We start from the raw sequence: 24,915 nt of genomic DNA on the forward strand, positions 1-24,915 counted from the left end.
TGATGTGACTCAATGGCCCGGCGGGCCGCCTTTGCTACGCTCATTCCCATTTGCCCGCCCGGACGCCAGAACATCCCGCTTATGCGCAAAAAACCCGAACTCGTCTGCCCTGCAGGCAGTCTGCCGGCCCTGAAGGCCGCGATCGATCATGGCGCGGATACCGTGTACATGGGCCTGAAGAACAACACCAACGCGCGCAATTTCGCCGGTCTGAACTTTGACGACAAGTCGGCGCGCGACGGCATCGCCTATGCCCATGCGCGACAGCGCAAGGTGCTGATGGCCATCAATACCTATGCCCAGGCCGGAGAAATGGCCAAGTGGCACCGCGCCATCGACGAAGCGGCCGAACTCGGCATCGACGCCATCATCGTCGCCGACCTCGGCCTGCTCGACTATGCCTCGCGCCGTCATCCCGAACTGCGCCTGCACTTGTCGGTGCAGGGCTCGGCCACCAATTACGAGGCGATCAACCTTGCCCGCGAGCTGTACAACGTCCAGCGTGCGGTGCTGCCGCGCGTGCTGACGCTCGACCAGGTGCGCCACGTGATCGACCATACCGAGGTCGAGATCGAAGTATTCGGCTTCGGCAGCCTGTGCGTGATGGTCGAGGGCCGCTGCCTGCTGTCCAGCTATGCGACCGGCGAATCGCCGAACACCCACGGCGTGTGCTCGCCGGCCAAGTTCGTCAAATGGGAACGGACCGCCACCGGTACCGAAGCGCGTCTCAACGGCATCCTGATCGACCGCTACGGCAAGGACGAGGCCGCCGGCTATCCGACCCTGTGCAAGGGCCGCTTCGACGTCAACGACGAAACCTATTACGCCCTGGAAGAGCCGACCAGTCTGAACGTGCTGGAGATGCTGCCGCAGATCATGTCGATCGGCGTGTCGGCGATCAAGGTCGAGGGCCGCCAGCGCAGCCCGGCCTACGCGGCACAGGTGACCCGCGTGCTGCGCACCGCCATCGACGCCGCCTGGCAGGACGACTCGCGCTTCGTCGTGCGACCGGCGTGGCAGACGGAGCTCGGCAAGCTGTCCGAAGGCCAGCAGCAGACGCTGGGCGCCTACAACCGCCCATGGAAATAATCGCGGCCCCGCCGCCGCGATCTCCCCAACCGGATTCGATGCCCCCCATGAAACTCTCTCTCGGCCCCCTGCTGTTCTTCTGGCCACGCGAAACGGTCATGCAGTTCTACGCCGATGTCTCGCAATGCCCCGACATCGACACCATTTACCTCGGCGAGGTGGTCTGTTCCCGCCGCCAGCAGATCCGCACCGACGACTGGCTCGGTCTGGCACGCGACCTGGCCGACGCCGGCAAGGAAGTCGTGCTGTCGGCACAGGCACTGCTGGAAAGTGAATCCGACCTCAAGCGCCAGCGCAAGTTCGTCCAGCATGGCGAGTTCGCCATCGAGGCCAATGACCTCGGCGCACTGAAACTGGCCCGCGATGCCGGCTGCCGGGTCATCGCCGGCCCGCACCTGAATATCTACAACGAGGACACGCTGGCCCAGGTAGTCCGTCTCGGCGCCTTCCGCTGGGTGCCGCCGGTGGAAATGCCGCGCGAGCGCATCGCCGCCGTGCTGGCGACCCGGCCGGCCGGCCTTGAATGCGAGGTATTCGCCTGGGGCAAGCTGCCGCTGGCGTTCTCGGCACGCTGCTTTACCGCCCGCCACTTCAATCTGAACAAGGATGACTGCCAGTTCCGCTGTCTGGAACACCCGGACGGCATGGAACTCGATACCCGCGAAGGCCAGGACTTCCTGACCGTCAACGGCATCCAGACCCTGTCCGGCGGCGTGATGAACCTGTGCGGCGACCTGCCCGGTCTGGCCGACGCCGGTGTCGACATCGTCCGCATCAGCCCGCAATCGCGCGATACGCTGGCGGTGGCCGCCGCGTTCCGTCAGGCCATGGCGCACGGCGCCCCGGCAGCCGGCACCGATCTGGCCGCGCTGGCGCACGCCCCGCTGGTCAACGGCTACTGGCATGGCCAGGCCGGCATCATGCAATCAGGAGCCTGAGATGAGCATTCCCGACATTACCCTGCCGGCCCCGCTCGGCAAGCTGGCCCGCAAGCTGCCGCAGCGCCCGCTGTCGATGGCGCTGGTCGCCGCGCTGAACCTGGCCGGCCGGCGCGGCATCCTGCCGGCCGATTCGCTGGAGCTGCTCGAAGAGCGCACCTTCGTGGTCGAGTCCAGCGATGCCGGCCTGACCGCATCGTTCACCGTCCGCAATGGTCAGTTCGTCGCCATTGCCCGGCCGGACACGCCGGACCTGCACTTCACCGCCCGCGCCTGCGACTTTGCCCGGCTGGCGCTGCGCGAGGAAGATCCGGACACGCTGTTCTTCAACCGCAAGCTCGATATCGAGGGCGATACCGAACTGGGACTGATCGTGAAGAACATGCTCGATGCGATCGACTGGAGCGGCACGCCGCTGGCGCGTTTTATCGCCGTGTAAGGGCCTGCCAGAATGAAAAAAGCGCGACAGTGTCGCGCTTTTTCATGCCTGCTGATACCTGGCCTTACTCCGCGTCGCGCCAGGTTTCCTGCATGCCCCACGCCAGCAGCGCCGCCACGACCAGCAGTGCGAAATACGGCCAGAACGCCAGCTGGTAATCGGCCAGCGACGGTTCGGTACTGGCCAGCCAGCGGTTCGGCAGCGCCATCAGCAGCCCGGCGGCAATGAACTTGGCACCGTTGGCGATGGCGGCCGAGGTGCCGATCAGTCGCGGCTCGACCAGTTCGGCCGCGGTCACGAACGACAGCATGTGTCCCCCGGTGGCCAGCCCGATGACAAAGCAGACCACGCCGGCACTGAGCGCCGTCAGCGGCAGGAACAGCAGTGCGGCCATGCCGAGCACCAGCAGCACGGTCATCAGCAGCATCGGCAGCCGGCGCGAGTGCACCGCGTCCGACCAGCGCGCGGTCAGCGGTGCACCGACGGCCAGGCCCAGCCACAACACCGATGTCGCATAGCCGGCTTCGGTCCCGCTCAGGCCATGGGCGGCCAGGATCTTCGGCGTCCACAGCACGCCAAGCGCCAGCAGCAGACCGAACAGTACCGCCCCGGCGATCACGCCGAACCAGACTTGCGGAATGCGGCATACCGACAGGATGTCGTGCAGCACGCCGGTCACGAAACCGGCGACGCCGCCACTGGAGCGAGGCTGAGGCTGCGGGTCGCGCACCACGGCCAGCGCCACCAGTGTCAGTGCGGCACCGGCGCCGGCGGCCCACCACGACATCGCCCGCCAGTCGACATGGGCGAGGGCGGCCTGCAGGCCGGCCTGGCCCAGGGTCGAGCCGATGGCGGCGATGGCCTGCACCATGGCGAACATCAGGCCGAACCTGGCAAAACCGAACCAGCGTCCGCCCAGGAAGCCGGCGCCGACGAAACCGAACGACGAACCGATCGCCACCACCGCCTGCGCCCAGGCCAGCATGGCGAACGAATCGGCCATCGCGAACAGCGCTGCGCCGAGTGCGAAGCAACCGATCGCCAGCGGCAGCATGATGCGCGCGCCGGCCCGGTCAAGCAGCGCGCCGGAGAACAGCTGGCTGACGGCGAACACCCAGGTGTAGATCGCGCCGAGCGCAACGACGTCGCCCAGTCCGAGCCCGGTATCGCGGGCAAGGTCGCTGTTGACGATGGCATAGCCGGTCTGGAAGTCGAACAGCAGCACGACGAACAGCGTGCCGACGATCCAGTTGGCCCAGGCGGCGGGGCCGCCGAGGCGGGGAGTAACGGTCATGGGGAAGACTCTGGCTGGGAGAGAAAATGCAACGCGCCGGACTGGGCCGGCGCGAAAGGGGTATCAGTCGAAGTGGACGCGGTTGTCGTCGAAGCTCTTGATCACCGCGAGCGACTCGACCCGCACGCCGGCATCCTGGACCTTGCTGCGCCCGGGCTGGAAGCCCTTTTCGATGACGATGCCGACCGCGACCGGTACCGCACCGGCCTGGCGGACGATGTCGATCAGCCCGGTGGCCGCCGCGCCGTTGGCGAGGAAGTCGTCGATGATCAGCACGCGCTCGCCGGCACGCAGATAGCGCTTGGACACGCGGACCTTGTAGGTGGCCTGCTTGGTATACGAGTAGACCGACGATTCGTAGGCTTCGCCATCCAGGTTCAGACTCTGGGTCTTCTTGGCGAACACGACCGGGGCATGGTCGAAGTGCGGGCTGGCCGCCACGGCGACGGCAATGCCGGAAGCCTCGATGGTCAGGATCTTGTCGATGGCCTCGCCGTCGAAACGACGGGCGAATTCGGCGCCGATGGCGTCGAGCAGGCGGACATCGATCTGGTGGTTGAGAAAGTTGTCGACCTTGAGAATGTGGCCGTCGAGCAGGCGACCCTCGTCGAGGATCTTGCGCTTCAGGGTTTCCATGGCGGGAGTTGGGAAATCGCGTAAAGCGCGCGATTTTACAGCAGCCACCGCTTTCGTGGGCAGGAATGGGATCAATGGCGGCGAAAAGGGCTCATGGCGGTGGGCACCGACAGCCACCGTGGCGTCGGCACACGCCCGACGGGCAGAACCTGTCGTGAGTACCGCAGTCTGGCGGATTGATTGCGCCCGGCCCCTTCCGGCCCCGCCGTCGCGGGGCTCGTCCGTTCTTCGCTACGCTGAATCAGCGCCGCCGCCGTCTGCCCGCAAACAGCCCCAGCACCAGCAGCGCCAGCACGATGACCGGGCCGTTGCCGAGCCGCATGTAGGGCGTCAGCCCGGTGCGGCCCTGCACCGTGCTTTCCAGCACCCCGCGCTGGAACTGCGGCAGGCTGGCGACGACACGACCGCGATGGTCGACCACGGCCGTCAGGCCGGTATTGGTCGCACGAATCATCGGTCGCCCGGTTTCCAGCGCGCGTGCCTGTGCCAGTTGCAGGTGCTGCCAGGCAGCATTCGAGTGACCGAACCACGCCATGTTGCTGACGTTGGCCAGCAGGGTCGCCTCGCGCGCCGGGCCGATCAGTTCTTCGCCGAAGCTGTCCTCGTAGCAGACGTTGAAGGCCACGCGCTGTCCGGCCAGCGTCATCGGCGCCTGGTTGGCGCCGCCCGGGGTAAAGCCGGCCAGCGGCATGTTCATGTAGCGGTACAGCCAGCCGGTCAGCCACGGCAGCGGGACGAACTCGCCAAACGGCACCAGGTGGTCCTTGCTGTAGCGCTGCTGCCCGCCGGTCACGCTGACCACGCTGTTGTAGTAGCGGTCGCCATCGCCCCGGTCCGGCACGCCGGACACCAGCTCGGCCCCGCGCGACTCGACCAGCTTGCGCATCGCCTGCAGGTACTCGGGCGGCATCTGGTCGTACATCAGCGGGAAGGCGGTTTCCGGCAGCACGATCAGTTTGCCGCGCGCGGCCACCACCTGCTCCGCATAGACCTGCAGCGTCAGTTCAAACGAGGCCGGGTCCCATTTCATCGATTGCGGGATCGCACCCTGGGCCAGCGACACGGTCAGCGGCGCCCCCACCGGACGGGTCCACTCCACCCGGGCGAACGACGCGCCACCGGCCCACAGCACGGCGACCAGCCCGGTCGACAGTGCCGCCTGCCACGGCCGGCGCACCGTGGTCTGGCCGCCGCCGAGCAGCGACAGCAGCCAGCCGAGCACCGCGCCACTGGACGCCACCGCCCAGCTGACACCGAAGATGCCGAGCACCGGCGCATAGCCGGCCAGCGGGCCATCGGGAATCTGCGTATAGCCGAGCGAGCCCCACGGGAAACCGGTGATGAGCCAGCCGCGTACCCACTCGAAGATCGTCCACAGCGCCGGCCAGCCCAGCAGCCAGGCGCCGCTGCGACGGCCGCTGGCCTGGGCCAGCCACGCCGCCAGCGCCGTGGCGACAGCCGGGAACAGCGCCAGCCAGGCCGGCAGCAGCAGGGTCAGCGGACCGGCAAACACCGCCGGCAGGCCGGCAATGTCGTGCAGGCTCAGATAGGTCCAGTAAAAGCTGGCGGTAAAGCCGCTCAGCGCCCACAGATAGGCCAGCACGAAGGCGCGGCCGGGACGGGCGGTGAACACCTGCGAGAACAGGATCGCCAGCAGCGGCAGGACCAGCCAGCCATGTCCGTACGGTGCGAGGGTGGCAGGATAGGCGAGACCGACAAGGCCGGTGAACAGAAAGGGCAGCAGACGCTTCACGGATGGGGTTCAAACAAAAAGGCCGCGCGGCCAGCCGCGCGGCGGATTGCAGACAGGGAATGACGGGCGGGCAAGGTACACCCCTGCCGGCCGCTCATTCGTCGGAAGAAGCCAGAAGCGACATCTGCTCGGGCAGGCGCTCGACCAGCAGCACCTGTACCCGCCGGCTGTCGGCCCGCTGGACGGTGAAGCGCCAGCCGGCAAACTCGACCACTTCGCCACGCTTCGGCAGATGGCCAAACTGCGCGACCACCAGGCCACCGATGGTATCGACTTCGTCATCGGGGAAATCGGTGTGGAACGCCTCGTTGAAGTCCTCGATCTCGGTGATCGCCTTGACCCGCCAGCGCCCGTTGCGGCCGGGGACGATATAGCCCTCGGTCTCGTCGAAGTCGTATTCGTCCTCGATATCGCCGACGATCTGCTCGATCACGTCCTCGATGGTCACCACGCCGGCCACGCCGCCATACTCGTCGACGACGATGGCCATGTGGTTGCGCGTCTGGCGGAACTCGCGCAGCAGCACGTTCAGGCGCTTGGATTCGGGGATGAACACCGCCGGCCGCAGGCTGTCGCGCAGGTCGAAGCCGGCCGGATCGGCGAAGTACTGCAGCAGTTCCTTGGCCAGCAGGATGCCGATCACCTCGTCCTTGCTGTCGCCGATGACCGGGAAGCGCGAGTGCGCGCACTCGAGCACGAACGGCAGGAAGGTCTCGACCGAGTCGTCGACCTGCACCACGTCCATCTGGCTGCGCGGGATCATCACGTCGCGCACGGCCAGCTCGGACACGGCCAGCACGCCCTCGATCATCGACAGCGCTTCGGCATCGAGCAGGTTGCGCTCGAAGGCGGAATGCAGCAGCGTCACGAGTTCCTTGCGGTCCTCGGGTTCGCGCAGCAGCATGGCGGACAGGCGTTCCAGCCAGCCGGGTTTGTGACTACTACTGGGGTCGTCCATAAGCGGGGTTCAACGCTCCTCGGCGTAAGGGTCGGGGTATCCCAGGCGGGCCAGGATGCGGGTTTCGAGCGACTCCATCGCTTCCGCTTCCTCGTCCGACTGGTGGTCGTGGCCCTGCAGGTGCAGGACACCGTGCACGGTCAGGTGGGCATAATGCGCTTCGATGCTCTTGCCCTGCTCTTCCGCCTCGCGCGCCACCACCGGCGCGGTCAGCACGATGTCGCCGAACAGCGGCAGGCCGGCGATGCTGTCCTCGCCCTCGTTCAGCGCAAAGGTCAGCACATTGGTCGCGTAGTCCTTGTCGCGGTACTGGTGGTTCAGCGCGCGGCCTTCTTCTTCATCGACCACGCGCAGCGACAGCTGCGCACGGCGGGTGTTGCCGAGCGCGGCGCTGATCCAGCGCGCAAAGGCCGACGGCGACGGCGTGCCGGGCGGACAGACGCTGAGTCCGACATCGAGGTCGAGTTGTTTCGGGGCGGGACGGAAGCGTGTCCTGGCAAGTTTCATGCGTGTCTTTCTTCTGCTGCGTCGCCGGTTTCGTTCCAGCGGTCGTAAGCGTCGACGATCTTCTGCACCAGCGGATGGCGCACGACGTCTTCGCTGTTGAAATGGTGAAAGGCAATGCCGCGCACATTGCTGAGAATGCGTTCGACCTCGACCAGCCCGCTCTTCTGGTGCCGGGCCAGGTCGATCTGGGTCACGTCGCCGGTCACCACCGCGCGCGAGCCAAAGCCGATGCGGGTCAGGAACATTTTCATCTGCTCCGGGGTGGTGTTCTGCGCCTCGTCGAGGATGATGAAGGCATGGTTCAGCGTCCGGCCGCGCATATAGGCCAGCGGCGCGATCTCGATCAGGTTCTTCTCGAACAGTTTGGCCACCCGGTCGAAGCCCATCAGGTCATACAGCGCGTCGTACAGCGGCCGCAGATACGGGTCGACCTTCTGCGCCAGATCACCAGGCAGGAAGCCAAGCTTCTCGCCGGCCTCGACCGCGGGACGGACCAGCACGATGCGCTTGACCGCGTCGCGCTCCATCGCGTCGACCGCACTGGCGACCGCCAGATAGGTCTTGCCGGTACCGGCCGGGCCAATGCCGAAAGTCACATCGTGATTCTGGATGGCACGGATATAGACGTTCTGCCCCGGTGTGCGGCCGAACAGGTCGCCCTTGCGCGTCATCAGCGCCGGCGTACCGCCCTCGACCTCGGCCGTGGTCTCAGGATCCATGCCGCGCTTCAGTTCGATCAGCCCGAGCTGGATGTCCTCGACATCCAGCGCCCGCTGCGCGCGCAGGTAGAACGACTCCAGCACCTGCACCGCTTCACGGGCACGGCTGCCGGCGATCTTGAATTTCTCGTTGCGGCGCGAGATGGCGACATCGAGCGCGGTTTCGATCTGCTTGAGGTTGTCGTCCAGCGCGCCGCACAGATTCATGAGCCGCGCGTTGTCGACCGGATTGAAGGCGATATGTTCAATATGGGGCATACGACCAGCCCCCCGCTGTGGCGAGGGAACGATGGGGTTAATCGGACTCGACGGTGAGGATTTCTCCACGCACGCTGTGAGAATAGGCTTCCGTGATGACAACTTCGATCATCGAATTCAGCAAACGCGGATGACCGACCACATTCACCACGCGATTGTTGGCGCTGCGCGCCGCCAGCTCGTTGCCGTCGCGGCGGGATATGCCCTCGACCAGCACCCGCTGCACGGTACCCACCATGGCTTCGTTGATCGCCAGTGTATTGCGGTCCAGCACGTCCGTCAGCGCCTGCAGGCGCCGGATCTTGACCTCGTGCGGCGTCGTGTCCGGCAGGTCTGCCGCCGGCGTGCCGGGGCGCGGCGAGTAGATGAACACGAAGCTGGCGTCGTAGTCCAGTTCCTCGACCAGCTTGAGGGTGCGGGCGAAGTCGTCGTCTGTCTCGCCGGGGAAGCCGACGATAAAGTCCGAACTCAGGCACAGGTCCGGACGTACCGCGCGCAGCTTGCGCACGATCGATTTGTATTCGAGCACGGTATAGCCGCGCTTCATCGCCGCCAGCAGGCGGTCGGAACCGGACTGGATCGGCAGGTGCAGGTGTGACACCAGCTTCGGCAGCCGGGCGAAGCAGTCAATCAGCCGGTCGGTGAATTCACGCGGGTGGCTGGTGGTGAAGCGGATGCGTTCGACGCCGGGCACCTCGTGCACGCAGTCGAGCAGGAAGGCGAAGTCGGCGATTTCGCCATCGTCCATCCGCCCGCGATAGGCGTTGACGTTCTGCCCCAGCAGCGTGATTTCCTTGACGCCCTGCGCGGTCAGCCCGGCGATTTCGGCCAGCACGTCGGCCAGCGGCCGGCTGACTTCCTCGCCGCGCGTGTACGGCACGACACAGAAGGTACAGTACTTGGAACAGCCTTCCATGATCGACACGAAGGCGGCACCACCGTCGACCCGGGCCGGCGGCAGGTGATCGAATTTTTCGATTTCCGGGAACGAGATATCGACCTGGGCCCGGCCTTCGGCGCGGCGTGCGGCAATCATTTCCGGCAGACGGTGCAGGGTCTGCGGCCCGAACACCACGTCGACGAACGGTGCGCGCCGGACAATGGCGTCCCCTTCCTGCGAGGCCACGCAGCCACCGACGCCGATCACCAGATCCGGGTTCAACTGTTTCAGGTGGCGGACGCGCCCCAGATCGGAGAACACTTTCTCCTGGGCCTTTTCCCGCACCGAACAGGTGTTGAACAGGATGATGTCCGCGTCTTCCGGCGAGTCGGTTCTGGACAGTGCCTCGCCTGCGCCGAGCACATCGGCCATCTTGTCCGAGTCATACTCGTTCATCTGGCAGCCGAATGTCTTGATATAGAGCTTTTTCATGCGACTTTATGAAAATAAGAAGGCAAAACCGGCCAATGCCGGTTTTTGTGCCTCGAAATGAATTCGGTTACGCGAATTGTAGCATCTGCATCAACCGGGCGAAAAACCGCCGGCCGGACAAAATCCCGTCTCTGGCGCGCAGCCCCGGCCCCGGCACGGTTGATCTGCAGCAAACGGCATGCATTTGTCCGCCTGCGGCGCAGAACGACGACATTTCATGAAACCGCATCAGAATCAAACAGTTGCTTCAACCCCCTGACTGGCTAGCACATTTCCGCCTACCGGACAATTGTGTTGATCGCCTAGCCGGGTTGCGCGTCTCCCCCATGCCGGCCGGCGGGCCGATGGATAGATTGGCGGCATTCCATAGCGATTCATCCAGGGGGGTGCCATGCGACATTCAGGACTCAGCGCCGCGCTCATGCTGCTGTTGCTGCCTGCCTGCGTGCAGGCCGCGTTCAGCACGGATTCGATCAGACGCGGTCAGTACCTGGCCCGGGCCGGCGACTGTATCGCCTGCCATACCCGGCCGGGTGGCGCCGCCTACGCGGGCGGTCTGCCGTTCGACACGCCGGTCGGCCGCATCTACGCGACCAATATCACGCCCGACCGGAAAACCGGCATCGGCAACTACAGCTACGACCAGTTTGCCCGCGCGGTCCGCGAAGGCGTGGCCGCCAATGGCGACCCGCTGTACCCGGCCATGCCGTATCCGTCGTATGCCAGCGTCAGCGACGCCGACATGCGCGATCTGTACGCGTTCTTCATGGCCGGCGTGCCGGCAGTCAGCCAGCCAAACCGGGGCAGCGACATCCCGTGGCCGCTGAGCATGCGCTGGCCGCTGAAGGTCTGGAACTGGCTGTTCGTCGACGCGCGGCCTTACAGGGTCCAGGCGGACAGGAGTGCGGCATGGAATCGTGGCGCCTATCTGGTCGAGGGGCTGGCCCACTGCGGTTCCTGTCACACGCCACGCGGCCTCGCCTATCAGGAAAAGGCACTGAGCGCGCGCGACGGCAGCGAGTTCCTGGCCGGCAACAATATCGGCGGCTGGTTCGCCAAGAGCCTGCGCGGCGACAAGGGCCGCGGGCTCGGCGACTGGAGCGAGGCCGATATCGTCGAGTTCCTGAAAACCGGCCGCAATGACAAGAGTGCGGCATTCGGCGGCATGGCCGAGGTCATCGAGCACAGCAGCAGCCATCTGGAACGGACTGATCTGGCCGCCGTGGCGACCTATCTGAAGGCCCTGCCGGCCAGTGCCGGTGCGCCAACGGTCTATTCGGCCGCCCGCGCCCATGTCACCCGGGGCCAGTTGCGCAGCGGCGACTACCGTCAGCCGGGCGCCAGTACCTATGTCGAGTTCTGCGCCAGCTGTCACCGCGATGATGGCGGCGGCTTCCCGCGCATCTATCCGGCGCTGGCCGGCAACTCGGTACTGCTGACCGACGATACGCGCTCGCTGATCCGCATCGTGCTCGAGGGCGGGCGCATGCCGCATACCGTCGCCGACACCATGGCTTTTGCCATGCCTGGCCTGCCGCAGCTCAACAACCGCGAAACCGCCGAGGTCCTGTCCTTTATCCGCTCCAGTTGGGGCAATCACGCAAGCGCGGTCAGCGAGGCCGATGTCGCCGCTGTCCGCGAATCGCTGGAGAAATCGCATGAACGCCGCTGACCGCATCTCCGTCCTCGCCGGCTGGGCCGGCGCCGCCACCCTGGCGTTCTGCCTGGCCGCGTCGCCCACCTGGGCGCAGCCGGCCGGCGCACGCCCGTTCTCGCCGCCGCGCGACAGCAGCATGCCGCCCGGCGAGGCCGGCGCGCAGATCCGGCTCGGACAGCGGCTGACCAATGAGACCGCGCGCCTGCTGCCGGGCAATGTCGGCAACGCGCTCAACTGTTCGAGCTGCCACCTCGGCGCCGGCAAGGTGGCGAAGGCTTCGCCATTCGTCGGCGTCTGGAACGACTATCCCGGCTACAACCCGCGCGCCGGTCGCGACGTCACGCTGACCGAACGCATCAACGGCTGTTTCCGCCGCTCGATGAACGGCAAGCCGCTGCCGCCCGATTCGCGCGAGATGCGCGCAATGCTGGCCTATATGCGCTGGCTGTCGGCCGACGTGCCGCGCGGTGACAGGACCGGTCGCGGCATCGGCAAGATCAACAAGGATCTGGTTCCCGATCCGGTACGCGGCAAGGCGGTATACGCAGCCAGTTGCGCCAGCTGTCACGGCGACGACGGGCAGGGCAGGAAGCGGAATGGCGAGTTCGTGTTCCCGCCGCTGTGGGGCCCCCAGTCCTTCAATATCGGCGCCGGCATGGCCCGGACCTATACCGCCGCGGCCTTCGTGCTGCACAACATGCCGATTGCGCACGGACTGAATGCCCCGCTGGGTCAGGGCGGCGCGCTGAGCCCGCAGGACGCCGTCGACGTGGCCGAGTACTTCACCCACCAGCCGCGCCCCGATTTCCCCGACCGATTGAAAGACTGGCCGAAAGGAGGCAAACCCAAAGACGCCCGCGATTGATTCTCCAGGTTTTTTTCAAGGTTACTTTTCCCGCCAGCCATGGCGGGTTTTTTTTGCCCGGCGCCCGCCCGGCGCAAAGGATTTTGCAGTGCATGGCAAAGCCGCATGCTATTGTCGTAGTTACTCCAACCGACAATGAAAGAGCGGCATGCGGCTGTCAATGAATCGGGTCGGGCCCCTGTTGAAGGGTTTCATGCTGCTCAGCATCGGTCTGATTCTGGCGCTGACCATCGTCCCGCTGCTGCGTCTGCAACAGTTGTCCGCCCTGTACGATACCAACCGCAATGTGGTCGAGCCGCTGGTCGCCGGTCTGGCCGAAGTCCGCTACGACTTCGTGCAGATCCAGCAGTTCATGACCGACACCGCCGCCACCGGCAACGCCGACAGCCTGAAAGAAGCCGCCAAGGCCCGCGATGATGCGCTGGCCCGCCTCGACGATATCGCCAGGCTGGCCCCGCCCCTGCGCGACGACAGCCAGGCACTCGCCAGCGCGGCCCGGCATCTGTACGACACCGGCATCCGCATGGCCGCTGCCTACCAGCAAAGCCGTGAAGCCGGCAATGCCATCATGCAGGCGCCCGATGGTTTCGATGCCCAGACCAGCGCGTCGGACCAGCGCCTGCAGGCCCTGCGCGAGAAAATTGTCACCGAAGCCCGGGACAGCGGGGCAAAACAGCTCAACGCACTCGACATGACGCGCTACGGGCTGATCCTGCTGTGCCTGATCTCGCTGGCGGTGGTCATCATCGCCTCGTGGGGTCTGTACCGCAGCATTTTCCGCCAGCTCGGCTGCGAACCGGTCACGGCACGCAAGCTGACCCAGTCGATTGCTGATGGCGACTTTACCCACACCATCAAGACCGGCACCTCCAGCGAGAACAGCCTGCTGACGGCACTGGTCAATATGCAGTCGCGCTGGCGCGACATTCTGTCCCGGCTGAACCAGCAGGCGCAGGTACTGCAGCGCGTCTCGGTCGATGTCGGTGCACACGCGCATTCGCTCAGCGGCAACAGCCGCCAGCAAACGCTGGCCACCGATGCCATCGCGTCGGCGACCGAGCAGTTGTCGGTCGCCATCGACACCATGCTCGACGCGACGCGCAAGGTCGAGGAAAGCGGCGAATCGGCACTGCAGGGCGAGGCCAGCATCCGCAGTGTGGTCAATCTGGTGACCCATGCCGCGACAACGGTCGGCCAGGCTGCCGACGAGATCCAGCAACTCGACGAGAAGATCGTCGAAATCGACCATATCGTGCAGTTGATCCGCGACGTGGCCGACCAGACCAATCTGCTGGCGCTGAATGCCGCCATCGAGGCGGCGCGCGCCGGCGAATCCGGTCGCGGTTTCGCCGTGGTGGCGGACGAAGTCCGCAAACTGGCCGAGCGCACGGCGACCGCGACCGAATCGATCAACCGGGTCACCATCGACGTGACCGGCCTGACCCGCCAGGCGGTCAGGAGCATTCATGACGGGGCCGAGCAGGTGCAAAGCACCGTCAGCGACGCAAACCAGGCGCTGGCCATCATGAGCGATGTCCGCCAGGACGCCGACACGGCGCGCAGCGAGCTGGGCCGCATCCTGGCCGCCCTGAGCGAAACCCGGACCGGCGCGCTCGATATCGCCAGGCGTGTCGAGCAGGTCGCCAGCATGACCGCCAACAATCACCAGGCCACGGAGAATCTGGCCAGCACCACCGACACGCTGAATGCAACGGTCGAGGCGCTGGAGCAGACCGTCGCCATCTTCCGCCTGCCGGCCAGCCACACCTGATCAGCGTTCCTGCAGGCTTTCGTCCCGGTACTGCTGCAGCGGGCTGAGGAAGAAATCGATCACCCGGCGCGTGCCGGTCCTGATCTCGGCCGAGACCGCCATGCCCGGCGCCAGCCCGACCTCGCGCCCGTCGACACGGATCGACGTCCGGTGCAGCCGGATCCGGGCCGCATAGACCAGCCCGCGCCGCTCATCGTTGATCGCATCGTGCGACACCGAAACGACCGTTGCCGGGATCGTGCCGTAGCGGGTGAACTGGAAGGTCTCCACCTTGATCTCGGCCAACTGCCCGGCATGGACGAAACCGACATCCTTGTTGGCGACAAACGCCTCCACCTCCAGCGCGCCGTCCCGCGGCACCACCAGCATCAGCGGCTGGGCCGGCGTCACCACCCCGCCGACGGTATGCACTGCCAGTTGCTGGACCGTCCCGTCCACCGGTGCGGTCAGCGTCATCCAGCGGGTTCGCATGTCGGCCTTGATGCGGTCCTGCTCCAGTGCCGCGGTTTTCTGCAGGCTGTCGTTGATGCCCTGCAGCTGAATCCGGCGCGTCTCCGTGTCCAGCTCGACCAGGCGCGCCCGCGCCTCGCCAAGCGCTTCCGTCGTTTCCTGCTGCCGGCTGCGCTGCGCCGCCAGATCCGCCTCCAGCTCTATCCTGGCCTGCTCGCGCTCCATATAGCCATGGCGGGAGACGAACTGCCGTTCGGCCAGATCCTTGTACGATGCCTCGCGCTGGCGGGCAAACGGCAGCGTCAGCTCCAGCTTGTGAACCAGGGCCTGCGAGGCTTTCAGTTCGGCCTCGCGCCGCGCCACTTCCGCCTCGATCCGCCGCCGCCGGGCAACAAACTCGTCGAACTGCCCCTGTGCCAGCCGGATGGCCTCGCTCCACAGCGCATCATCCACACCGGCAGGCCGTGCCATGGCCGGCAGACGGCCCAGCCCCAGCCCCGCCAGCATGGCCTGGCTGCGTGCGAGCTGCGCACTGACCACGGCCAGCTCGCCCCGGATCCGGTCCCGGTCGGCATGCACGCCGGTCGTGTCCAGCGCAATCAGCACCTCGCCGGCCCTGACTCGCTGCCCGTCGGCGACCCGGATCTGGCGAACGACCGCCGCCTCCATCGACTGGATGGTCTTGGTATGCCCGTTCGGAATGACCTTGCCGCCCGCCACCGCCACCACGTCGACCTGGCCGATGCAGGACCACAGCAGGGCGATCAGCAGGAATCCGATCAGCAGCCACATTGCCAGCCGCGGCAGCGGCGACACCGGGGTGTCCTGCAGGGCCAGCGCAGCGGGCAGGAATTCCCTTTCCTGTGCCAGCCGCCGTGGCGGGTCCAGCAGCTTGCGCTGGCGCCACGTCAGCCGCCAGACATCGGCATGCTGCCTCAGGACCAGCAGTGCAGCCTGCAGGCCGACACGGATCCGGCCCCTCATGTTTCCCCCTGCTGCAGGCGGTGCAGCCCGGCATACACCCCGCCGGGGATCGCCAGCAGTGCCGCATGCGCCCCCTGTTCGACGATCTCGCCGTCATCCATCACCACGATGCGGTGGGCATCGCGCACGGCGGACAGGCGGTGCGCAATGATGATGACGGTTCGTCCCTGACAGATAGCCCGCATGTTTTCCTGGACGATGCGCTCGGATTCGTAATCCAGCGCGCTGGTGGCCTCGTCCAGCACCAGGACGCGCGGCCGGCCCATCAGCGCACGGGCAATGGCAATGCGCTGCCGTTGCCCGCCGGACAGGCTCGCCCCCTGTTCGCTGACCGGCGTGTCGTATGCCTCCGGCAGCGAAGCAATGAAGTCATGCGCGCCGGCCAGCCGGCTTGCGGCCATGACGGCTTCCAGGCTGGCACCGGGGTCGGCCAGCGCAATGTTTTCCCGGATGGACCGGTTGAACAGGATGTTCTCCTGCAGCACGACACCAATCTGTCGACGCAGCGATGACGCGTCGACCAGCGCCAGATCCATGCCGTCCACCAGCACCCGGCCGCGCGACGGCACATACAGCCGCTGCACCAGCCGGGTCAGCGTGCTCTTGCCCGAGCCCGAGCGGCCGACGATGCCGATGACCTCACCCGGCGCGATCGCCAGCGTGACGTTCTTCAGCACATCCGGCCCATCCGGCCCATAACGGAAGAACACCTGTTCGAAGCGGATGTCGCCACCCAGCGTCGGCATCATGGTCCTGTTGCCGGCCGCCTCGGTCGGCGCATTCAGGATGTCGCCCAGCCGCTGCATCGAAATGCCGACCTGCTGGAAATCGGTCCACAGCCGGGCCAGCCGCATGACCGGCTGTGCCACATGGCCGGCCAGCATGTTGAAGGCCACCAGTTGCCCGACGGTCAGCTGCTGCTCCAGCACCAGCCGCGCCCCGAGCCACAGCGTGGCGACGGTGACCAGCTTGCCGATCAGCCCCACCCCGGCATGCGCCAGCGTGCCGACGGCCCCGGCCCGGAAGCTGGATGTCACATAGGCGGCCAGTTGCCGGTCCCAGTGCCGGGTCAGTTGCGGCTCGACCGCCATCGACTTGATCGTCGCCACGGCGGAAACCGACTCGACCAGAAACGCCTGGTTCTCCGCGCCGCGATTGAAATTCTCGTCCAGTCTCGCGCGCAATACCGGCGTCACCAGCAGCGACAGCATGACGTAGCATGGCAACGAGGCCAGCACCACCAGTGTCAGCCAGGCGCTGTAGAACAGCATGACGACGATGAACAGCAGCGAAAAGACCAGGTCCAGGATCAGGGTGATCGCATTGCCGGTCAGAAATGCGCGGATATTTTCCAGCTCGCGCACCCGGGCCACCGAATCCCCCACCCGGCGGGCCAGAAAATAGGACAGCGGCAGTTTCAGCAGATGGCGGAACAGCACCGCGCCCAGCTCGACGTCGATGCGGCTGGCCGTATGGGCGAAGACATAATCGCGCAAGGCGCCCAGCACCGACTCGAAGATGACCACGACCAGAAACGCGGTGGCCACCACGTCGAGCGTCGACAGTCCGTTGTGCGGCAGCACCTTGTCCATCACCACCTGGAAAAACAGCGGCGTGATCAGGGCAAAGCACTGCAGCGCAACACTGACCAGCAGCGTTTCCAGCAGCAGCCGGCGGTATTTGACGATCGCCGGGATGAACCAGCTGAAATCGAAACGGCCGAGACGGGACAGCACCGACGCCCGCGAGGTGAACAGGATCAGCTCGTCGCAGCCCCGTGCCCGCAACGCCGCCAGCGACAGTCGTTCCGCCCGCGGCTGGCAAGGATCGTGGATCAGTGCGCTGTCCCGGTCAACGCGGGCCAGCAGATAGAAGCGCCCGTCCGCATCCTGGGCCAGTGCCGGCAGCGGTGTGCGCGCCAGTCTGTCGGCCGGAACCCGGACCGCGCGGGCATGCAGCGCCAGCGAGCGGGCCGCCAGCAGGATATCGGCAGTGCCGAAGCGCCCCCCGTCAGGCATGAACTGATGGGCCAGTTGCACCGGATCGGCAATCTTGCCATGCAGCCGGGCCATCATCGCCAGGCAGATCAGGCCGGTGTCGGGCAGCGCCTCGACCGCGGACTTATCCGGCATGGCGCAGCACCGGGCAGAGAGAAAGCGACGCCCTCATCGCCAGCTGCTGGCGACGAGGCTGGCCAGCACCGGATGATTGGCCATCGGCAGGCTCTGCTGTCCCATCGGCGGCGGCGCAAAGCGGGCCATGGCCTCGATCAGCTGATCGACCTGGTGGCTGAGCAACTGCTTGCCATTCTGGAGCTCGATCGCATAATCGTAGCGCACCGCCGCCGCCGCCGGCCCGGCGCCAGCCAGGGTGACGCTGTCGCCGGTACCGATCACGCCGACATTCACGTCCCCCGCGTCGCTCCGCCGGAACCAGAGCTGCTCCATGCCGATATCCGGACCAAAGCGCAGGATGTCATCGTCCCAGTCGAAATCGCCGATGACATCCCGCCCGTCCCCACGGCCGAACTGGAACACGTCGCCCCCCTCCCCGCCGTACAGAAGGTCGTCCCCCCGGCCGCCGCTCAGTCTGTCCGGCCCGTCCAGACCGTATATCCGGTCATCGCCGGCGCCGCCGGACAGCCGGTTTGCCAACGCGTTGCCGGTCAGGTTGTTGTCCAGATCATTCCCGCTGCCATCCTGCGAGGCCGATCCACTCAGCACCAGGTCTTCGACATGCGACGGCAGGGTGAACGAGAGCGTGGCGAAAACAGTATCGTGCCCCTGCCCGGCCAGTTCGATAACCCGGTCGGCACTGTCATCGACCCGGTAGCCATCGTTCCCCTCTCCGCCAAGCAGGGTGTCGCTGCCGGCACGGCCATCCAGCAGGTTGGCGGCGCCATTGCCGACCAGGCGGTTGCTGCCGGCATTGCCGGTGCCGTCGATGTCCCCGTTACCGGTCAGCTCCAGCCATTCGACCTCGTCCGGCAAGGTGAAATCGATGCGCGAACGCACCAGGTCATGGCCCCCGCCCGCCAGTTCAATCACCCTGTCGCCGGCATCATCCACGTCATAGGTGTCGTCGCCAGCACCGCCCTCCATCCGGTCGGCCCCCGGACCGCCAATCAGCCGATTGCCGCCGGCGTCACCAAGCAGCGTATCGGCAGCACCGGTGCCGGCAATGACCGGTACCGGCAATGCGGCAGGGGCGAATCGCTCAAGCAGCACAGGCGGCGCACCGACGCGCGGCGGGCCGGGGGGATGGTCGGGCGGCGGCACGGCGGTTCCGGGTGAGGCGAAGATGAAATTGCGTTCACTGAGGGCTTCCGGAGAAACGTTGTACAGATTCACTATCAGCGACTGCCCGCCCTGCTCGGCAGCCACCTGGGTCAACTGTCCATCCCAGCCAAACGTCCTGTATGCCACGCGTATGCGCAACTGTCCGATATCGTGCAGCCCGCCGAACTGGCTCAGGTCGATCGTATCGGCCTCCGGGTCGAAATCGATGATCAGGTTGGACACCCTGATGGTCACGGAGGCGAGCAGGCTGACCCACCAGTTCGGCCGTGTATTGGCCAGCACCAGAAAACGATCAGGCCCTTTTCCGCCGAGAAATGCACCGTCGCCAATCTCGCCGGTTTTATGATTGACACGTCCCCGGCGCGCATCCAGTATCCGTTCGCCCTCGATCAGTGGTGTCGCATGCCTTGCCTGTTGCCATTGCTGCAACTGCGCACGGTCGGCAAAATCGATGATTCTGCTGTCAGGCTTCATCAATCCGTCCATGATCAACAGTGTCTGGCCATTGCCCAGCTCAATCAGGGTTTCCGGTCCGGTTTCCTTCGTCCTTCGGCTGGTGTACTTCCTGCCCGCCAGCAGGTTCGGGGTGAACCCGACCAGCGCCACGATATCCCCCTCCCCAGCTTCGCTGGAGGTGAGATCCAGGATCACGTCCTGTGCATTCGCCTCCGGCTCAATGATGAACAGGTCGGCCCCGCCGCCGCCTGTCATCCGGTCGTTCCCCGGCCCGCCTTCCAGCGTATCCCCCCCGCCAGCCCCGTACAGCCGGTCATCACCACGCCCCCCGCGCAGCAGATTGGCGCCCTCGTTGCCATGAATGCTGTCGTCAAACCCGCCCGCCAGCACGTCTTCGATCTGCCGGCCGTCAATCAGGGTCAGCGCCGTACCGGCAAGCGTCGCCGTACTCCGTTTGAGATCGACCTGGCAGGCGCCGGACAAGGCGGCCAGGTTCAGCGTGTCATGCCCGCCATTGTCATCCGACAGGCGGTTGCGCAATGGATCTGATGCCAGCGCCGCATACTCGTCGGTGTACACGTAATGATCGTCCGCCAGCCCGGCAGACCCGAATACATTGAAGCTCCAGTGCTCCAGCGTGCCGGTATTCGCCGCCCCGCGGTCGCTGATTTCAAGTGTCCAGATGCCATTCGGGTCTTCGCCGCGATGGTGCGTGCTCGAAAACACGAAATCCAGATGGTTAGTGTCATTGAAGTGGCGGCTGCCGTGCTGCGTCCCTTCTCCAGGCCGCCTGCTCTTGCCAGGCCGGTCCATGAGGATCGATTCGGTCCCCGACGGTGACACCAGCTTCAGCACCAGATCGCCGGCATGCTCGTGCGTCAGCACTACCCTGACTGCCACCGTCTCGACCTGCAGGTCGAGGCCCGTCACCTGCAGGCTGTGGCGAACCCCGTTTTCCTGGTAATCGGGGATGGCCATGGCCAGCGTGCCGGAAGCCAGCGCACTGCTCATCGAGGATTCGTTGTAAGCGGTACGCTGCCTGTTCCAGGTTTCGGCCAGACGCACGGCAGCAAGGGCGTCCACCGAGCCAAAACCGTAGTCGTGGCTGACATGCATGCTGCCGCCATTCCAGCTTCGGCTGCCATTTTCCTGCCAGTCTCCCTGCCCGGTACGCCGCGCCGACAATGCCAGGATGTCCTGAACATCGCGATAGCCGAGATGCGGATTCGCCTCCAGCATCAGGGCCACCGTCCCCGCCACAATGGGGGCGGCAAAGCTGGTCCCTCTCACCGAGTCCAGCTCCGCCCCCGTAATCGAGCCATTGTCGAGCTGCACCCGGCGCTGGGCCGACACGATGCTCATGCCCGGCGCACTGACCAGCACATTGGCCCCGGGGTTGGAAAAGCGCTTGCCATCTGTCCGCAGGATGGACAGGTCGCTGGCCGGATCAAGCGCCGCCACGACGACGTTCGTCCGGCTGTTGGTCATGTTGGAGTAATTGGCATTGCCGCCGCCGGCCCAGCCATTGCCGGCCGACACCACGTTCGTCGTTCCCAGCCCGCCCCGGCCATTGCGGACCGCGGCCAGGTAATCGCTGAATATCCTGTCCACCTCCGCGGAGAAATAAGACAGGCTGAATGGCTGCCGCAGCGACCAGCTATGGTTGACCACATCGTATCCAGCCATGCTAGACAGTGACGCAAAGTCCCCCCCGGTGAGCCAGTGTCCGCCCATCGTGGCGCCATAAGCCACGCCGACACCGCCATCGCCATTGCGCGCTGCCACCATCACGCCGGCCACCTGGGTGGCGTGCCGGCTGTACTCCCCGTCGCTGCCGATCCCGGCCAGCCGGCCCGGACGCGCCTCGGCCAGCCAGACCGGATCCAGGCGGGCCCGCAGCTCCGGGTGGTGCATATCCATGATTTCCTTGCTGCGGGCATGAATGTCAGAGGGTTCGTACATGCCGATGCGCACCCCCCGGCCGGTGTAGTCGCGCCACACGGGCAGCACCCGCGCCTCTTGCAGATGCCATTGCCGGTACAGGGCCGGATCATCGGGCAGGTCCGGCGTCAGCAGCATGACCTCGGCAGCCATGCGCGCCGACTCATCGCCGGCGCCGCTCCGCAGGGTGGCGGCCCTGTGCCCCCGGGCATCCGCAATGGTGTACTTGAAGCGCATGAGGCCGCCGAAGCCGGGCTGCGGTACAAATGTCACGTCGCCATTCGGCTCCAGGCTGACCGTACCCCCGACCGCGCCGGACAGCGAACTGATCCGGAGCGCGTCCTGCTGCCAGTCGACATCGTTTCCCAGCAGTTGCCTGGCAGCCAGCACGAAGGCGCCCTGCCGCCCCAGCCGCAGGCCATCACGATCATGGGTCAGGACATCCGTGGCCGGGAGCGGGGCATCCGGCCCGCTGAGGGTCAGGTCCGGGATGTTGTTCATTCTAAAGTCGATGAAATGCAGCTTTTCGACATTCTTCAGCAGGTTGTCGCCATCCCGGCCGTTCACGGTATCAATAATGCGGATCCGCCCGGCGTCCTCCCGCGACAACCGGTACTCTGCAAACAGGCCGGACAACCGGACGATATCCTGCCCCTCGCCGCCATCAATGACATTGCAGCCCGGCCCGCCCTGCAGGATGTCGTCGCCAGCCCCGCCATACAGCCTGTCGTCGTCCAGCCCGCCATCCAGGTAGTCATGGCCCGCGCCACCATAAAGACGGTCCTGCCCCCGGTGCCCGCGCAGGATGTCGTTTCCGTCCCGGCCATGCAGCCAGTCTGCCCCTTCACCGCCGGACAGGGCATCGTTGGCCGCACCGCCATGCACCTGGTCATCACCATCACCACCGTGAACGAACAGGCTGTCCCGGTACTGATCATTGACCCACAGCACATCGGCACCGGCGCTGCCCAGTACCGCAAGTCCGGCCCCCGGGCCAACATTGCCCAGGTTCTTGCTCACGCCGGCATCACCGGTCAGCTGTACGATGCCGACATCGAGAACGGACCGGCTCGGTTCACCGGTCTGCCACAGCATGGCGTCGTGCCCCTCACTGCCGAGAAGAAACGGGGATGGCGGGAGGGGCAGCGGATTGCCGTTGTTGGGCTTCAGGCCGTCGGCCAGGATCCAGACGGCGGCGGCATGGCCGGCAAAGCGGGTCGTCGCCGACAGCCCCAGCTCCAGCCAGTCCCCATCCACAATCAGTCGCCAGCCAAAACCGCTTTCGAGCTGGCGCTGGCCCGGCCAGCCCGGCTGGTTGCGGCCGGCATAAACGTCAAATGCATTGATTACCGGAGAGGAAGGAACGTCTGGCACGCCCCCGGCCGTCTGCGCCAGACGGACCTGAATGTCGTCCGCCACTGTGCGTTCTGTCCGTTCGTTCATTGCTGCATCGCTCCTCAGTGCCACCGGCATCGTTACGCTGGAGGCATTAAAGGCCAGAGTCGTGCGGCTTTTCTATAGGACGAATCTGAAATTCGGCATAGCAGAAACTGCTTGAACCTGCGGCGAACAGACAGTGAACAGCACGAGGTCTGATATGACTCGTCCCGGCCGGGAGTAACTCTCTGTGTGCTGTTTATGAAAGGGCCTGGTCAGGGCATACTGCCCGTCCCTATTCATTCAGTATTTTCAGTATGCCAATACGCTTTCCGCAATTCCGTACTGTTTCGGCGCAGGCCATATGGGCACTGCCTCTCGTCGCCCTGCTTGTCCTGCCTGTTGCCACACTGCTGATGCAATTCGGCGATGCCAGCGGGCAAATGATGTGGTTGATGCTGCTGTGCATGGGGGCGGGTTACGGTTTGCTGGCGCTGGTCGCCCGCCGCCGTGCCTTCTACACCCGGGCCCGGCTGGTGATGGGCGGCCTGTTTCTGCTGTGGTCGGTGCTTGTCATCTCCAACCAGTTCCTGTTGCGTCAGGCATCGCTTGCGGCGCAGAAGAATCTGGCGGCGGCCAACCAGGGGGCAGCCACGGTGCCGGTGCCATTCCTTTCCCCCGTTGCGCTGACGGCACAAGACAAATGGCAGATGGCGAGCAATCAGCTGCTCAATGAACTGGCTGCGGCATTGCGCGCGATGAACAGCCAGACAAAAATGCTGGATGCCCGGATGGGCAAGATCAGTCTGGCGCAGAACATCAACCCTGCCCGTCTGAGCACGCGTGCCGGTGCGGCACAGTCCGTGGCTGACCTGAAAAGGCTCGGCGAGCTTCAGCAGCAATTTGTCCAGGCCAACCAGTCCGCCACGCTCGGGATGAAACAGATCATCGAAACCAGCCACGCACCGGAAGGCATCAAGGATGCATTGCGGATCGAGCTGCACAAGGCCATTCAGATCACGGAAGGATTCACGGTACAACAGGATCAGTTGCGGCATGACATGCTTGTCGAAGCGTCCACCATGGCCGCGCTGGCCGCGCAGCATCAGGGCCATGTCAGCCCGGACGGTCAGCAGCTGAACTTCAGCGACCCTGTCGTACAGGGCCAGTACCAGCAAGCACTGTCCCGTCTGCAGGCGCTGCTGCAACAGAATGATGCCGCGGTACGAAATGCCATTTCGGCTGCCGCCAGCGCTTCAGCACAGTAAGCCGGCCTCAGGGGGAGAGGCGTCCGGCCTTGCGTGGTTACGCCCCCTCCCCGCATTTTTCCGGCACAACGAAAAGGGGTTAGCTTGCGCTAACCCCTTGGAAATACTGGTGGCGAATCAGGGACTCGAACCCCGGACCTGCGGATTATGATTCCTTCTGAATAGCCACACTCTGATCGCCAATACGCGACATTTCAATGCCTTATGGCGGCTTAGGGCAACTGTGATCGACTTTGCACAACTATAGCGTCGACAGTCTGTTGACGATCAGCTGCTCAAGAAAATTCCACTAAATGGGCTTTAAGGCCACCGTTGAGACGGCCACGCACGGCACCGAAAATAGCCGCCAGGTTGTCCATGCTCGGATTACCTTTGGGGGAGAACCGCCGATGCAGGCTCTTACTTGGTATGTACCTTTGTCCGTGACTGCAGCTAGCCGCTCAAAGCCGAACGTAGCATTCACTAGATCCCGTAGGAACAAGCGTGTGGTCTCTAGCTCGCCATTAAGGTAGAGAGTTGCGGCTTCATCAAGAAGTGCTTTGGAAATACAGGTTCACACTCAATGCGCTCTGACCTTCCCCCGCCCGGTATCCCAGTCATAAATTAGCAATCAGGACTGGTTGGGGATGATTCTTCTCCCGGTATTCGACCGGGGTCAGGTAGCCCAGCGCACTATGTGGCCGAGCGGCGTTGTAATCCTGGCGCCAGGCTTCGATTTTCTGCTTGGCATCATGCAGGTTCCGAAAGACATGCTGGTTCAGACACTCTTCCCGAAACCGGCCATTGAAGCTTTCGATATGTGCATTGTCTACCGGCTTTCCCGGCCGAATGAATTGCAATCGAACTCCTCTTCGGCAGGCCCATTCATCAAGCGCCTTACTGGT

Annotated in this window: 18 protein-coding genes; 7 read left to right on the plus strand and 11 right to left on the minus strand. The window is 65.2% G+C overall.

Annotated elements, in window-relative coordinates:
* Positions 1-81 precede the first annotated feature (81 nt).
* The 3 genes from ubiU to ubiT are packed head-to-tail and all read left to right on the plus strand — an operon-like array spanning position 82 to position 2,466.
* A complete protein-coding gene (ubiU, locus tag Q352_RS0103475; RefSeq protein ID WP_028498155.1) occupies positions 82-1,089 on the plus strand; it encodes a ubiquinone anaerobic biosynthesis protein UbiU in 1,008 nt (335 codons plus the stop codon).
* Positions 1,090-1,127: 38 nt separating this feature from the next.
* The gene (locus Q352_RS0103480; protein WP_373280109.1) at positions 1,128-2,027 is read left to right on the plus strand and encodes a U32 family peptidase; all 900 of its coding nucleotides are present in this window, start codon (positions 1,128-1,130) and stop codon (positions 2,025-2,027) included.
* A gap of 1 nt (position 2,028) precedes the next feature.
* Positions 2,029-2,466: a ubiquinone anaerobic biosynthesis accessory factor UbiT gene (gene ubiT / locus Q352_RS0103485; protein WP_028498157.1), complete on the plus strand. Its 438-nt coding sequence runs from the start codon at positions 2,029-2,031 to the stop codon at positions 2,464-2,466.
* A 64-nt stretch (positions 2,467-2,530) separates the two neighbouring features.
* On the opposite strand, the gene Q352_RS19620 is transcribed toward ubiT, so the two are convergent.
* The 7 genes from Q352_RS19620 to miaB all read right to left on the minus strand — a co-directional run bounded on the left by Q352_RS19620 (position 2,531) and on the right by miaB (position 9,963).
* The gene (locus Q352_RS19620) at positions 2,531-3,760 is read right to left on the minus strand and encodes an MFS transporter (protein ID WP_036385119.1); all 1,230 of its coding nucleotides are present in this window, start codon (positions 3,758-3,760) and stop codon (positions 2,531-2,533) included.
* A gap of 63 nt (positions 3,761-3,823) precedes the next feature.
* Positions 3,824-4,396, minus strand: coding sequence for a xanthine phosphoribosyltransferase (locus tag Q352_RS0103495; protein ID WP_028498158.1), 573 nt, complete (start codon positions 4,394-4,396; stop codon positions 3,824-3,826).
* A 241-nt stretch (positions 4,397-4,637) separates the two neighbouring features.
* The gene (gene lnt, locus Q352_RS19625; RefSeq protein WP_036385120.1) at positions 4,638-6,149 is read right to left on the minus strand and encodes an apolipoprotein N-acyltransferase; all 1,512 of its coding nucleotides are present in this window, start codon (positions 6,147-6,149) and stop codon (positions 4,638-4,640) included.
* Between the two features lie 94 nt (positions 6,150-6,243).
* The gene (locus Q352_RS0103505) at positions 6,244-7,107 is read right to left on the minus strand and encodes a CorC family transporter (RefSeq protein ID WP_028498159.1); all 864 of its coding nucleotides are present in this window, start codon (positions 7,105-7,107) and stop codon (positions 6,244-6,246) included.
* A 9-nt stretch (positions 7,108-7,116) separates the two neighbouring features.
* Positions 7,117-7,614 carry an rRNA maturation RNase YbeY gene (gene ybeY / locus Q352_RS0103510; protein WP_028498160.1) on the minus strand — a complete coding sequence of 166 codons (498 nt, stop codon included), beginning with the start codon at positions 7,612-7,614 and terminating at the stop codon, positions 7,117-7,119.
* Positions 7,611-8,591, minus strand: coding sequence for a PhoH family protein (locus Q352_RS19630; protein ID WP_036385123.1), 981 nt, complete (start codon positions 8,589-8,591; stop codon positions 7,611-7,613). Before Q352_RS19630 ends, ybeY begins: the two co-directional genes overlap by 4 nt.
* Before the next feature lie 37 nt (positions 8,592-8,628).
* Positions 8,629-9,963 carry a tRNA (N6-isopentenyl adenosine(37)-C2)-methylthiotransferase MiaB gene (miaB, locus tag Q352_RS0103520; protein WP_028498161.1) on the minus strand — a complete coding sequence of 445 codons (1,335 nt, stop codon included), beginning with the start codon at positions 9,961-9,963 and terminating at the stop codon, positions 8,629-8,631.
* Positions 9,964-10,354: 391 nt separating this feature from the next.
* Between miaB and Q352_RS0103525 the strand changes: the two genes are divergently transcribed.
* The 3 genes from Q352_RS0103525 (at position 10,355) to Q352_RS0103535 (ending at position 14,256) form a co-directional block, all read left to right on the plus strand.
* On the plus strand, positions 10,355-11,635 hold the full coding sequence (locus Q352_RS0103525; protein ID WP_036385125.1) for a c-type cytochrome: 1,281 nt from the start codon (positions 10,355-10,357) through the stop codon (positions 11,633-11,635).
* Positions 11,622-12,485, plus strand: coding sequence for a c-type cytochrome (locus tag Q352_RS0103530; RefSeq protein ID WP_036385127.1), 864 nt, complete (start codon positions 11,622-11,624; stop codon positions 12,483-12,485). Before Q352_RS0103525 ends, Q352_RS0103530 begins: the two co-directional genes overlap by 14 nt.
* Positions 12,486-12,678: 193 nt before the next feature.
* Positions 12,679-14,256, plus strand: coding sequence for a methyl-accepting chemotaxis protein (locus tag Q352_RS0103535; RefSeq protein ID WP_169735630.1), 1,578 nt, complete (start codon positions 12,679-12,681; stop codon positions 14,254-14,256).
* Here Q352_RS0103535 and Q352_RS0103540 read toward each other — a convergent pair whose 3' ends face one another.
* The 3 genes from Q352_RS0103540 to Q352_RS22145 are packed head-to-tail and all read right to left on the minus strand — an operon-like array spanning position 14,257 to position 22,829.
* Positions 14,257-15,690, minus strand: a complete 1,434-nt coding sequence (locus Q352_RS0103540) for an HlyD family type I secretion periplasmic adaptor subunit (RefSeq protein ID WP_036385129.1) — start codon at positions 15,688-15,690, stop codon at positions 14,257-14,259.
* Complete coding sequence (locus tag Q352_RS0103545) at positions 15,687-17,822, minus strand: type I secretion system permease/ATPase (RefSeq protein ID WP_028498166.1); 2,136 nt, start codon at positions 17,820-17,822, stop codon at positions 15,687-15,689. The genes Q352_RS0103540 and Q352_RS0103545 overlap by 4 nt, the downstream gene beginning before the upstream one ends.
* 33 nt (positions 17,823-17,855) lie before the next feature.
* Complete coding sequence (locus Q352_RS22145) at positions 17,856-22,829, minus strand: S8 family serine peptidase (RefSeq protein ID WP_051528647.1); 4,974 nt, start codon at positions 22,827-22,829, stop codon at positions 17,856-17,858.
* A 377-nt stretch (positions 22,830-23,206) separates the two neighbouring features.
* Between Q352_RS22145 and Q352_RS0103555 the strand changes: the two genes are divergently transcribed.
* Positions 23,207-24,031, plus strand: a complete 825-nt coding sequence (locus Q352_RS0103555; RefSeq protein WP_146744999.1) for a hypothetical protein — start codon at positions 23,207-23,209, stop codon at positions 24,029-24,031.
* Positions 24,032-24,627: 596 nt separating this feature from the next.
* Here Q352_RS0103555 and Q352_RS22635 read toward each other — a convergent pair.
* On the minus strand, positions 24,628-24,915 hold a 288-nt coding region (locus Q352_RS22635; RefSeq protein ID WP_156952454.1), incomplete at its 5' end, for an integrase core domain-containing protein.

Source organism: Microvirgula aerodenitrificans DSM 15089 (genome assembly GCF_000620105.1).
Classification (GTDB): Bacteria; Pseudomonadota; Gammaproteobacteria; order Burkholderiales; family Aquaspirillaceae; genus Microvirgula; species Microvirgula aerodenitrificans.